The 13,710-nt window shown below is 37.6% G+C and carries 9 protein-coding genes; 1 reads left to right on the plus strand and 8 read right to left on the minus strand.

The features are described 5' to 3' along the window. Positions 1-102 precede the first annotated feature (102 nt). The 6 genes from MHB44_RS21175 to MHB44_RS21200 form a co-directional block, all read right to left on the minus strand. A complete protein-coding gene (locus MHB44_RS21175; RefSeq protein ID WP_053996882.1) occupies positions 103-606 on the minus strand; it encodes a hypothetical protein in 504 nt (167 codons plus the stop codon). 12 nt (positions 607-618) lie between these two features. Continuing rightward, complete coding sequence (locus MHB44_RS21180; protein WP_341300762.1) at positions 619-1,851, minus strand: aminopeptidase; 1,233 nt, start codon at positions 1,849-1,851, stop codon at positions 619-621. 24 nt (positions 1,852-1,875) lie between these two features. After that, positions 1,876-2,637 carry an ABC transporter permease gene (locus MHB44_RS21185; protein ID WP_341300763.1) on the minus strand — a complete coding sequence of 254 codons (762 nt, stop codon included), beginning with the start codon at positions 2,635-2,637 and terminating at the stop codon, positions 1,876-1,878. A gap of 3 nt (positions 2,638-2,640) precedes the next feature. After that, positions 2,641-3,579 (minus strand): ABC transporter ATP-binding protein, encoded by a 939-nt coding sequence (locus MHB44_RS21190; RefSeq protein ID WP_341300764.1) that lies wholly within the window; start codon positions 3,577-3,579, stop codon positions 2,641-2,643. Between the two features lie 585 nt (positions 3,580-4,164). After that, on the minus strand, positions 4,165-7,563 hold the full coding sequence (locus MHB44_RS21195; protein ID WP_341300765.1) for an InlB B-repeat-containing protein: 3,399 nt from the start codon (positions 7,561-7,563) through the stop codon (positions 4,165-4,167). Positions 7,564-8,479: 916 nt separating this feature from the next. Then, a complete protein-coding gene (locus MHB44_RS21200; RefSeq protein WP_341300766.1) occupies positions 8,480-9,034 on the minus strand; it encodes a hypothetical protein in 555 nt (184 codons plus the stop codon). Between the two features lie 90 nt (positions 9,035-9,124). Between MHB44_RS21200 and ytvI the strand changes: the two genes are divergently transcribed. Further along, positions 9,125-10,183, plus strand: coding sequence for a sporulation integral membrane protein YtvI (gene ytvI, locus MHB44_RS21205; protein ID WP_341300767.1), 1,059 nt, complete (start codon positions 9,125-9,127; stop codon positions 10,181-10,183). A 59-nt stretch (positions 10,184-10,242) separates the two neighbouring features. On the opposite strand, the gene MHB44_RS21210 is transcribed toward ytvI, so the two are convergent. After that, positions 10,243-11,376: an NlpC/P60 family protein gene (locus MHB44_RS21210; RefSeq protein ID WP_341300768.1), complete on the minus strand. Its 1,134-nt coding sequence runs from the start codon at positions 11,374-11,376 to the stop codon at positions 10,243-10,245. A 330-nt stretch (positions 11,377-11,706) separates the two neighbouring features. Then, positions 11,707-13,695: an AarF/UbiB family protein gene (locus MHB44_RS21215; RefSeq protein WP_341300769.1), complete on the minus strand. Its 1,989-nt coding sequence runs from the start codon at positions 13,693-13,695 to the stop codon at positions 11,707-11,709. Positions 13,696-13,710 lie beyond the last annotated feature (15 nt).

Genomic DNA, 13,710 nt, shown 5'->3' on the forward strand with positions numbered 1-13,710 from the left:
ACAAACTTTATTCCTTCCATTGTTTGCCCTTCCTATTACAAGGTTCATAAAAAAATTCCAATAATCATTCTATGAAATGATTGTTGGAATTGGTGTGTATATTTAGTCAAAGCGTTCTAAAAATTTTAGTAATTTATGAGCTTCTACTGAGAAAACATCTTGTGTACCAAACATCTCCTCTCTTTCATCTATAATCGTGGCAAATTTTTTGTAAAGACGATGGATATAGCTATGATGGCGATAGGCATAAAATTGAATTTCCGTCACTTCTGAATGTTCTGCTAACATATGTTTTATCATTTTTAGAAAACCCTTCACAAAAAAGCGACTATTTTGATATTCTTTCTTTAATAGCGCACAATCAATAAAAATAATCTCCTGATTTTCAAAATTATTTTCTCGTACTCCTAATGTATAGCTAGCAACTGCACTAACTTCCTCGTGCTCATTATAAAAAAGCAACACATTTGTCTTCTCTATCATAACAAATAAACTACCAAGCGCATCTAAAATAGCGTATACATCATCAAATAGCCTGCGATTTTGTAAAAAGAAAATAGCGAATTTTTCATAATCCTCTTCCGTCTGACATTTCACACACTCCATTAGGCACCCCTCCTAAATATTAAAATCCGTTTCCCACTTACCATTCACTAAAATCGCTTTCACCGAACCATCCTCGCTTATCCCGTTAACATGTAAATGCTCAGAGCCAATCATAAAATCAATATGAATCATACTCGAATTAATGCTACTGGCATCGTTTGCTCTATGTTCCTCCTGTAAGCCTGAGATATAGCCTTGCCCAATCGCTAAATGACAGGATGCATTTTCATCGAATAAAGCATGGTAAAACATCAAATTACTTGCTGAGATCGCAGAATCATGGGAAACTAACGCAACCTCACCAATATATTTGGCACCTTCATCCGTCTTTAGAATACCTTGCAAAGCGTCCAAGCCGTTTTTAGTCGTATAGTCGATAATCTTTCCATCTTTAAATATAAACGTAAAGTCATCAATAATTTGCCCATCATAAACTAATGGTCTCGTATTTTTTACTACACCATTAACGCCCGTTTTAAGTGGTGTTGTATAAATTTCTTCTGTGGGTATATTACAAATAAATGGGATGCCATTGTTGTTTTTTTCCATCCCGTGAACCCAATGATGATGCTGTGGTAGCTCGATTGTTAGATCCGTGCCCTCAGCTTTAAAATGTAAATATCGAAAATACATATCGTTTAATAATGCCGCTCTTTTATTTAACCGTTTCATATGCTGCTCCCATGCGAGGATTGGATTTTCACTATCCAATTTCAATATTTTAAACAATTCCTCCCATAGCCGCTCTAGTCCATCATTTGGCTCCATCTTTGGAAAAATAGTTGCAGCCCATGCCTCTGTAGGAAGCGCAATAACCGTCCAGCTTACCTGCATACTCGTTAATTTTTCAGTAAAAGGGCGAAAAGCCATCGCCGCAGCATATTCCATTTTATCTAGTCTCGCAGGATCTATCCCTTTTATATCCTGTAAATGAGGAGAAAGAATATAAAGAAAAGCTGCCCCCTCATTCGCCATCTCCTCATAGCCTTTCACAAGCCAATCAGGTGTATATTCTAAGCCTTGCTCACTCATTAACTCACATTCAAGCCGCAATAATTTTTCATCATTCCACTTTACATAAACATAATGAGCGCCATTAAGATAGGCATAGCGGCAAACCTTTCTAACAAAATCAGCAGCAGTAATGGATGCAGAAATAACCAATATCTGCCCTTGCTGAATATTGATACCTACCTTAATGACCAGCTCAGCATACTTATCTAGCCTATCCTCGAAATTTTTCATTCTATAAAACTCCTATTATTTATTCTATTGCACACGCCAATGTATTTTTTTACTTATTAATAAATAGGAAGCACAGGAAAAAATAATTAAAATCAGCACCTCTCCTAAGGTAGATTCCGTCCAGCCAACCGTTAACATACTGTGCAATACATTTGCAACATACGTTGTCGGCAGTACATAGGAAATCCATTGAAGAATAACAGGCAAGTCTTTGAGTTCAATCATTACAGGTGTCAAAAAAGTAACAAACATCAAGAGGAACTGTGCAACAACATTTGTAAATTGAGGATTTGGCGATAAAAAGCCTATTAATACACCAATCCCAACAACACTAAAAATAGCTAGGAAGGAAATTGGCAACAGTAACCATTCAAAATGCAAATCCACGCCATAAATTCGCTGACCTAAAGTAAAGACAATAATAAAGGATGGCAACGACGTTAAAATTCCGTAAAATAACAAAGATAAAATAAAGTTCATCTTACGAATGGGTAGTGATGAATAATAAGTAAAATAGCCTCCAAATTTTTGATAGGATATATCCTGCCCTAAAATATTCATGCCCATTAGTAAGATACTAAAAATCATATTGCCAATAATTAAGCGTGCCAATTGCTCTGGATTTGTTTCCCCAAGTAAGAATTCCATAAAAATTAACGTAACGATTGGAAAGATGGCAGACATCGCAATAATCCATAGCAATTGATGCCGCACAATGGCAATTTGGATTCGAAAAAGAATAAATAACTCAACAAAAAATTGTGTAAAAACATTCATTGTTCTCATGCACTATTCACCTCCCCGCTGCTTTTGGAGCATTGAATAGACATCCTCTAGGCTTGGAGGTAGTAATGAATATTGGTCAATGTTTAAAGACTCATCCTGAATAATGTCAATCACTGTACGGACAGCACTTTTTTCAAGTGCCATTGTGAGCTTTGCATCCTCCACCATTTCAACATTGCCAAAAACCTTCAGCCGATCTCGGATTTTTTGAACTGTAGCCTCCTGCGCATAAATTTCAACACGCATTCTTTGGTCCACTCTTTTCTTCAAATTTTCGATATGATCAAGTGCTAAAAGCTTGCCATGATCTACAACAGCTACACGATGCACAACCTTCTCGGCTTCTAAAATATTATGGGTCACCAAAATAATCGTTGTGCCTTTTTGATTCAGCTCACGAATAATATCCCATACTAATTTTCGCTTTAATGGATCCAATTCATTTGTAGGTTCATCTAAAATCATTACAGATGCCTGACCAATCAATGTTGTCCCAAAGCTAATGAGCCGTCGCTGCCCACCAGAAAGCTTCGATAATATTTTATCCCTATATTCATACATCCCTAATCGTTGCAAAATAGCATCCGTCTGTTGCTTAGCCTCCTTTTTAGATAGCCCTTTTAGTCTGCCTGTAAAATAAAGAGCTTCTTTTGTTTTTAAAAATGATAAGGCAAAGGTCTCCTGCGAATAATAAGAAATTTGTTGAATAACATCCTTTACATGTCGTGACACCTCATATCCTCGAAATTTCACTGACCCTGTTGTTGGCGCTAATTGTCCAATCATTTGCTTAATCAACGTTGTTTTCCCTGCCCCATTCGGACCCAATATCCCAATAATTTCTCCTTGATAGATCGTTAGTGAAATATCATCATTTGCTTTAAACTTACCTTTTTTATAGTAAAGAGTGACATTTTCCAACTCATACACTGGTTTAAGCATCGTAAACAGCCTTTCCTAGTAAAATTCCTATAATTTAAGGCCTGACTCAATAAGCCAGACCTTAAAATAATACGCTTTGTAACCATTACTATTTAGCTACTTATTTTCTCCTGCATACAGTATCTCCATAAGGTGTATGAAGGCGGTAGATACAGCGCTACTTTACGCATATGTGTATACACCCAATATGCAACAGCCCTTCCACCCGCCATTACTTTTCACCACACTTTCCAAAAATTAAAAAGATACCTCAATTTATATTATCTACAAGTAATATAATGCTATAAAAATAAATAATATTTATTTTGCCCAAGCACCTACATTACCATATGGTTACAGCAATTCTTTTTCCTGCTTTTCTCTTATTCAATCAATTGAATAACAATAATGCTAGATATTTCTTTCTAACTTTATTTTATGTTACTAAAAAGTAATATTCAACTATAAAAAAGAGAAAATTTAATTTTTTTACTAGTGACGTTATTTAGGCTAATCAATAACCAAATCGAGGGACATATCTAGTATGAACAAAATCCCCCCTTCAGTATTAACTACACAACTAATACTGAAAAGGGCTACATCATCTTATAAATTTACTGTTTGCATTACTCGGTATAAAAATGTCACAAACTGTGCTCTTGTCACAGGGGCATTTGGACGGAAATTGCCATTATCCCCAAGCGCAATGCCTTCTTGCTCTAGCACGGCAATATAGCCTGCACTCCAATGCGTGCTCGCTACATCCACAAAGGAGCTTGTGCCTTCCGGTGTTCGGCCCATTAAGCCAACGAGCACCTTCGCTAATTGTGCGCGTGTCATCCTTTCGTTTGGCAGGAATGCACCATTTGTTCCATCAACAATGCCTGCCTGTTGCAAGGTCATAATTGCTTCATAATAAGGGTGTGTTGAGGAAACATCCTTGAAATCATCGCCTGCTCTTACTTGTTCAAAAGAAAATGCTCTTGTGAGTAAGGCGGCGACATGCATGCGGCTGATCGATTCATTTGGTCGGAAGGTACCGTCCTCAAAGCCTTGAATAATGCCTTCTGTCGCTAGTTCCTCAATCATTTCCTGTGCCCAATGGCGTTGGATATCGCTAAACGTTACAGTTGGGCTTGGTGCTTCAGGTTCAGGCTGTGGCTGAGGTTCTTCCACAGGTAGTGCTGTCCATTTAGCATAGAGCGAAATATTTTCACGCAGCACCGTATCCGCTGCCCATGGCTTTGTTAATTCTTCATCCTGATACCAGCCATCAAAGCGATAGCCTTCCCTTGTTGGGACAGGTAAGTCACTAATTTTTGTATTATAGGCAATATCAATTGGTGCAATCGCTGTGCCACCATTTGTATGCAAGGTGATTTTTACCTTTTCAGATGGCGAATTGTCATTTGAGATAGGTGTCGTATTACTGCCCCCATCTGCTGGTGGTGGATTTGAATTGACTTGCCACTTGGCATACAATGTAATCGCCTCAGTTACAACTTCTGCCGTAAAATCCCATTTCATTGTGAACCTTGAATCCTTATACCAGCCAGCAAATGTATGACCTTGTTTGCTTGGCATAGGTGGTTCAATTACCCTCTCATTATATGGAACCTGTTGTTCGGCAACATCACTACCACCATTCGGTTCAAAGGTTACTGTATAGTTATTCGCTATCCATTGGGCATACAGTGTGGTATTCGTTGTCACTCGAAACGTATCATTTGCTTTGTATGATGTTCCTTTCCCATCTGCTTGCGTGTTCCAATCGGCAAATGTATAGCCTACTCTTGTCAGATCACCACTATTGCCTTGCACTGTCACTTCATCATTTTCTTCATATATTTGGTCATCTTTTGGCACTGTACCATTCATTGCATTATTTGGATGGTAGTCTACGTAATAAGTAGTAGCCTCATATGCGCCTAAATCAATAGCTCTTCCTTGGATACGTGGTCTCTCCGCTAGGTCTGTCTGTAGTGCCCTGCTTAGTATCGCCTTTAGTTCCTCGGTTGAAGCCCTGTCTAGTAGCTCTTTTTCTATGTCTTTATAAGTCGTTGTATTTCCTTTATCAATAGCTGGGGATTTTATTTTTAGTCGATAGTCTTGATTAGCTGGATCTAAAAAGATGTCTGTAGGTGTATATGTTTCGGTTTGTATATCTCCATTCGCATGAAATTTCGCTACAACCGTCCCACTTTCCTCTACATCCAATAAGCTATTTTCAATCGTACCTATAACGTCTGAATGAAGTGCTGGTTCTCCATTATTATTACCAACAATAATACTATTGGATATTTTGGGATTACCACCATAGATACTGCCTTTATTCGCTGATTTTGTTTCATTGCCACTCATTGTGACATTAATTAGCATTGGGCTACTCTCCTCAATTGGGCTATTACTATCAGCTGGGATAAACTCCTCATTGTACATGCCGCCTCCCAATTCTGCTGTGTTGCTACTGAATATCACATTCGTTAACATTGGGCTACTACCCAGATTGTACATGCCGCCTCCTTCATTTGCTGCTGTATTGCTACTGAACGTCACTTCCACTAGCATCGGGCTACTATTAATCTCATTAGACATGCCGCCCCCAGATCCAATATCTCCAAATCCTAAATCTGCTATGTTGCTATCAAATGTCACTTTCGTTAGCGTTGGGCTACTTTTATCTAGATTAAGCATGCCTCCGCCTCCGATAAATGCCATGTTGCTGCTGAACATGACTTCTGTTAGTACTGGGCTACTCTTACCTCCATTAAACATGCCGCCTCCCAAAGCTGCTTCGTTACTCTCAAACGTCACTTTCGTTAGCATTGGGCTACTATTAGGCTCATTGTACATACCGCCTCCTCCGCTCTCCGCTATATTTTCATTAAATTCAACTTCCGTCAATATAGGGCTACTTTTCTCATTGGACATACCGCCTCCCAATTCTGCCATGTTACTATCAAATATCACTTCTGTTAGTATTGGGTTACTATTAGCCTCATTGACCATACCGCCGCCTTGCCAATTTACTTCGTTGCTACTGAACTTTACATTCGTTAGCGTTGGGCTACTACTTGAATTGTATATGCCTCCCCCAGCATTTGCTTTATTACTATTGAATGTCACATTTATTAGTGTCGGGCTACTACTATTATTGTACATGCCTCCTCCATAATTATGTGGGTCAAATGGAGCAAGTGGTTTAGCATCTGCATTCCCTCCTGTAATAGTTACACCGTCTAAAATCGCTGTTTCATCTAAATCCAAGCCAGCAGGATGATAAAATACATGGTAGACATTATCGGTTTTATCATCTTCTGTCCCAATATCACCGCTTAAAATCGTTTCATTATTTTCCCAATCGCGCGCTGCTAAATCATCTTCTGTCCCATGAAATCCACCATAAATCGCTACATTATTTTGCATTTGGAAGGTCGCAGTACGTGGGTCACTTGAATCTATTGCCTCTGTCGGTTTATATGTGCCTGCTGCCACCCAGATTTGTACAGGTTGTGCGATATTAGATGCTTCTTCAAGCGCTAGCTGCAAATCTCCAAAAGCATTTCCCCAGCTTGTGCCATCTTCATTTCCACCTCCATTTTCTGTAACATAAATAATCGCACTTGTCATTCGCAAAGGTTGTGCTAGTCGCGAATCAATTTTGATAATACGTCTTTCCTCCACATCTGCTAGACGGAACCAGATCTCATGCTCGCCTTCCTCTGTGATAATCAATGGCTGTGTATGGTCAAAGGGCTGCCATGTTGTGCGTGCATCTTGTGAAATTTCAATTCCTGCGCTATCGCCAGAGGTCGTTGTTACCTGTACTTCTACAGGGCTTATGGCAGTGTCTCCTTCGTTATAGGGCTGTCCGTTTGTTGTCATTGTGATATGCAAGGTAGATGTATTTTCCATTGCCATGGCTGGTAAACTACCAAATAGCGTTTGCATAAACAAGGAAATAATTGCTATAAACGCCAGGGCTTGTTTTGTTTTTCGTTGCATGTAGAATCTCCTTTCTTTCTATAGTAGTTTTGTTGTTACATGGAGGCATGATATAGAGCAAAGATTTATGCACTATAAGCAGCCTTTCCTAGTAAAATTCCAATAACTTAAGGCCTGACTCAATAAGCCAGACCTTCAAATAATACATTTTGTAGCGGTTGTTAGTTAGCTACTTATTTTCTACTACGTACATTGTTCCGATGAGATGTATCGGCAGGTGGCGGAAGCAATGCTATTTTACGCTTATTTCTATACGCCCAATATACATCAGTTCCTCATCCTGCCATTACTTTTCATCTTACCTTCCAATGCCTGAGCCTCGTTTAATATCCTGAGGAATTGATGGTGACGGTGGGTACATCATCGCTGCTCACCTCGCTTTCAAAAAAATTAAAAGGCTGCCTCTTTTTATATTATTATAAAGTAATATAACACTATAAAAATAAACAATATTTATTTTGTTCAAGTACCTATATTACTACGTTGGCAGCTCTTTCTAATTTTATTTTATATTACTAAAAAGTAATATTCAACTATAAAAAAAAAGAAAATTCAATTTTCCTTTTTCACTAGTGATATCATTGATTAATTTATGACAAAATCGAAGGACGTTTCACGCTACGTGCAATGTCAGTTGATGAAGAATCATTAGTTTGAATCCAAGACTCTTGATCATGCTACACTTTTTCTTGCTGGGTTCCTGCATCATTTGCATTAAAGCCGAATGCTACACCTGCTACAAAAGTAAAACCAATTAACAAGCCTCATTTTCGCTTCATTTTTTCGCCTCTTTAGAAAGTGATGTATCACAATTTTATCATACCACATCGCCATTATAGAACAAGTAGAAAATACAGAAATATTAATACAAAGTAATATTTACCTAGTTTATTTATAACATTAAAAAACCATCTCATTACTTTGAACGGATGGCTGCCTTGTATTTTTTTTTATATTGAATTTCTTGTTCCTCATCAATTAAACGCTGGGCAATTTCTAATAACTTTGGGTCATGTAATGCATCATATAATTGCTTAAAAGATACAATAATATCATAGCGAATAAGCGTTGGATGTTTCTCGTCTAAGCATGTTTGAAATCTTTTCGCTAAATATGATACGACTAAGTCTCTTTGTACTGGCCCTGCTAGACCAATTTTCCAAATAGCCTGTAATGTAAGTCTCGCTGTAGTCGTCTCATCGTCATAAGTCACTGCCCAAATTTTTAAAAAATCCTCTAATACTCTTTCCTCTGGATCACTTTTAGCGGCTAAAGCACATAGAATTTGTGCTGCACGTGCGCGAGAATGATGATTACTATATGTAAGAGCTTGAATAAGCTGTTCCCAAACGGCATATGTCCAATCTACAGGTTCTTCCATAATCTTCAGCAATTTCTCATAGGATTCATATTGAGTAGCTTGGTCACGCTCTGTTAGATTACTAAAAAGTTGCAAAATCTCTTTTTCCATAATATATCCCTACCTTTAGTGTTTCAGAACCTATTACATTTTTATTTATGGTACACTTAACTTAATTTTTGTCGCAAAGAAGGTGAGTTTATGAATAAATTGAATATTAGGAAATGGCTTTTTCGATTACTTGTGATTCTTTCCCTAAGTGTAGCTGCTTATTTTATTATCCCTGTATCTATGCCTTTACTACTCGCAGGTATTAGTGCATTTTTCTTAGAGCCAATGGTGATGTTCTTTAAAAGACGTTGGAAAATGTCGAGAAAAATTGCAGTTGCTGTTATTTATATACTAAGTGTTATCCTAATTTCTGTTATTTGTTATTTTTCCATTACACAGATTATGTCGCAAATCATTTTAGTATCAAAGCAGGCTCCTTATTATATTTCCAAGCTATCAGATATGTGGCTTCATATGCAAGAAAATATTTCTAAATACACGGAAGACTTTCCACCTGAAGTAAGTGCCTCGCTTCAACACACTACAATGGACTTCATCAAAAAAATAGAAGAATCCTTTTTAGACTTCTTTAATTATAGCAAAGTTTCGACCTTGTTTTCTGAGATTCCAAACCTATTTATCAGTCTTCTCGTTTATATGATCGCCCTATTTCTTTTTATGCTGGATTTACCTAAATTAAAGCAAATGACCTATAACTATTTAAAGCCTAACACTGCACAAAAAATAAAAATTATTATAAACCGTTTAAAGGATGCAACAGTTGGCTATATGAAGGCACACTTATTGGTTAGCTTTATTATTGGAGGCGTAACGCTTATTGGGCTACTGCTAATCCAGCCTAAATACGCTATTACAATGACCATCATTATATGGCTTATTGATATTATTCCATTTCTTGGTTCTATTATTATTTTGGCTCCATGGGGGCTCTATCATTTATTGATGGGAAACACAGCGATTTCTGTAAAATTATTCATCCTAGGTGTTATTTTACTCATTATTCGTCGTGTAGTCGAGCCTAAACTAATGGGAGAGCATATTGGCTTATCTACGTTGCCCACCCTTATTGCTATGTTTATTGGTCTCAAACTATTTGGCATTGCCGGTTTATTAGTTGGGCCTTTCGTGATTATTTTCTTTATTGCATTAAAAGAAACAGGTGTTATTAAGCTAAAGTTTAAAATTTAAAAAAGGTCATCTTTGTATGCTATTCTACAAAGATGACCTTTTTATAATGTTGATGTTTATTAAATACGACCAAAGCCTACTAAGTATTGATTCCACCAATCAAGTGATTCAATAACAACACCCTTATTTTGAGCATTGATCATTGTGTTATTACCTAAATAAATACCTACATGGGCTACACCTGAGCCATAGCTAAAGAATACTAAGTCACCAACACGTGCTTCACTTGCTGAAATGCGTTGTGTTGATAAATATTGTTGTGATGCAGTACGTGGTAACGAAACGCCTGCCTGTTTGTAAGACCATTGCACAAGACCTGAACAATCAAAGCCTGTTGATGGGTTGCTACCACCCCAAACATATGAACGACCTAGGAACTGTTTAGCTGTTGAAATGGCGCCACCTGAAGATGCAGTACCAGCACCTGAACCAACAGTGATTTGTTGTGACGCACCATTTTGAACAACTGGTGTTGCTGCTTGAAGCGCACGTAGGCGAGCCGCTTCTTCTTCAGCAGCCTTACGCTCTGCCTCTAAACGTTCTTCTTCCTGCTTTGTTGCAATTTGAGCTTTTAATGCAAGTGATTTAGCTTCATTTTCAGCCTTTTTCACTTCCATTTCGCTTTCCTTTTGTTGAAGCTCTTGGAATTGTTTTTGAAGCTCTTTTTGTTTTTCATCTAATGTAGCTTTTTGTTGCTCTAAGCTAGCTTTATCTGCTTCCTGTTGATCCACTAATTCTTGGTCAGCATCCATTAATGTTTTTACCGCTACAACACGGTCCATTAAATCTGCAAAGCTTTTCGCTTCAAGCACAACATTTAAATAAACGCCTACCGTATTATCTTGTGCTTGGTATGCAGCCATACGCTCGCTTAAGATTTTAGAACGTTGCTCAATACGTTTTTTTGTTTCAACAATACTCGCATCAACTTCTTTAATTTCAGCTTGTACTTGGTTAAAAACTTTTACTTTTGCGTCGATTTCATTTTGTAATTTTGTTAATTCCTCTTGTAATTTTTTAACTTCAGCATCTATTTGTGCCTTTTTCTCGATCATTTGTTGAGAAGTTTCTTCAGCATGAACTTCTGTTGGTTGAATTGTATTAAATAATAAGCCGCCAGCTAGTGCCAACGTTAGCACCATCGACTTACGCCATTTATTGCGCTTACCCACGTTTTCTTCATTCCCTTTCATCTATCAATTTCGCTCTTGGTATTCTCTTTTCATCACTTGAACGATTTTTATTTTAATCAATTGTTCTTATATTTATCTCAGCCTTTTAAAGTTTAGCATTATTAACATAACTTTTATACTATTTCGTATCTATTTAACACATTAGTAAAACTCGAAATATTTCTGTAATATTTGCACAATTAATTAATTATTCTACAAAATACAACATTCTTCTATCTAACGTCATTGTTCGCTTATTCGACAATAGACCTATATATAATTTTGTAATGTTTTTGTAACATTTCTCTGAAATTTTTATAAAAGAAAAAAGGTAGAGAAAAAATTCCCTACCTATTGTTTCATTGATCGCAATGCCTGTATGGACAATCTTACTAATAAAATCGCACATAAAAATAAGCCTAAATATGCTGCGGTGTTCAAGTAGATGGCATACGAATCGTGAATAAATTGCGAAATAGCTAACAATGCTACAGATATAATGCCAAATGTAATCCCAACGAGTAGTAGCACAAAACGAGCAAATAAATGGGTAATAAAACGGGCATTATGCTCATCTGAAAACACATCATGATGTAAAATAATTTTTCCGCTTTCAACACGCTGAATAAGCTGGTCAACTCTTCTTGGCATTTTTCTTAATGTTGGAATGAGCATGGATAGCTCTTCTTGCAGACGTTCCTTTGTCGCCATTGGTTCTTTAAATGGCTTTAGTAAAGATGATCGCATATAAGTAGCAGAAAAATCCTTTGCCTCTGTAAAAATATCAAAACGTGAATCAATTACCCGTAATGTACCATCAAGTGTCACCAAAGATCGAAGCGCCAATCCTACAGCTGGATAGAAGGCTAGTCCAAAATCACGTACAACCGTAAATAAAGCATGAATTAATTCCTCAGTTGGTATACGATCTACATAAGAAATTTTTAATAAAATTTGATCAATCGCCTGCTCCATCCTTGCGCGCTCCGCATGATCTGCATTTTCCACTAGCAATGTTAGCCCATCATAGAGAATGCTTGAATCATTGAGCTGAATGCCCATTAAAAACAGCTTTAAGCCCTCTTGCTGTGTCGCTCCCAAGCGTCCCACTGCCCCAAAATCAAGTAAAACCGGCGTACCATCTTTTTCATCAATATAAATATTTCCCGGATGTGGGTCCGCATGAAAAATACCAGAAAAAAGCATCTGTTCAAAAAAAGAATATAGTACCGTTTTAGCAAATTGCCTGCGATTAATCGATAAACGCTTAAATTCAGATGCACCATCTGCGACACTTTGTCCACGAATATACTCCATTACAATAATATTTTCATTGCTATATGCTGTATAAATCTTAGGAATTCGAACCGGGTAGTCACTTTTAGCCAGCGCATTCTTCACCTGCAATGTATTACGCACCTCAATGTCTAAATGGATCTCCTCACGTAAACCATCCGCAAAGCCAACAGCTAGCTCTCGAAAGCCTAGTGACTCTGCCCATGTTGATTTTGCCGTTAGCCAATTAGCAAATTCCTCTAAAATTTCGAGATCATCCCGCATAATACCTTTTACTTCTGGGCGCAGTAGCTTAACAACAACTTCATCATAATTTTTTAGCCGCGCTTTATGTACCTGCCCGATAGAAGCTGATGCAAGGGGCTCCATTTGAAATTGGCTAAATATCTCATCGCTTGGTTGAGGAAGCGAGCTTTCTAAAATTTTTGTCACCTGCTCAGCAGGTAAAGGCTTTACACGATGTTGTAATCTTTCTAATTCCTCAATAAATACTGGCGTAAATAATTCTTTACGTGTTGATAGGACCTGTCCAAATTTAATGAAAATTCCGCCACATTGCTCTAATGTCGCTCGCAGTGCAACGGCAAGCTCTTTTTCATTTTCACGCTGTCTCGCATATTTAATCGTTTGTACCACACCATTGGTTACAGCGATTCGCAGCACCTGACGTAAACGCTTCTGTTGTCGCCAGTAACTATGTAATCGAAATAATAATGATCTTTGGCCATTCCGACGCTCTCCAGCCGTAATACCACTTGAATCAAATAGCTCAAAAACTAAATAAAGCAACATTGAAATAAGCAGCATACTCCCGATCCAAATCAGTGTACTGACCTCTGTAACAGTTTGCATCATCGTTTCTGATAAAAAATCAGTATGGCGCAAATACGAATACCAGTAAACAAAAGATGTGAGCGTTACACTAATCACAACGGACAGCACTCTGCGCATAAAATGAATCGTTGAACCAACTAAGCGTCCACTAACAATATAAATCAGTCCCGATACGAGGATGATCTGGATCAGAAATTTCAAAAAAACCAACAGGGCCACCTCCAT

Source organism: Lysinibacillus sp. FSL H8-0500, assembly GCF_038051955.1.
GTDB lineage: Bacteria > Bacillota > Bacilli > Bacillales_A > Planococcaceae > Lysinibacillus > Lysinibacillus macroides.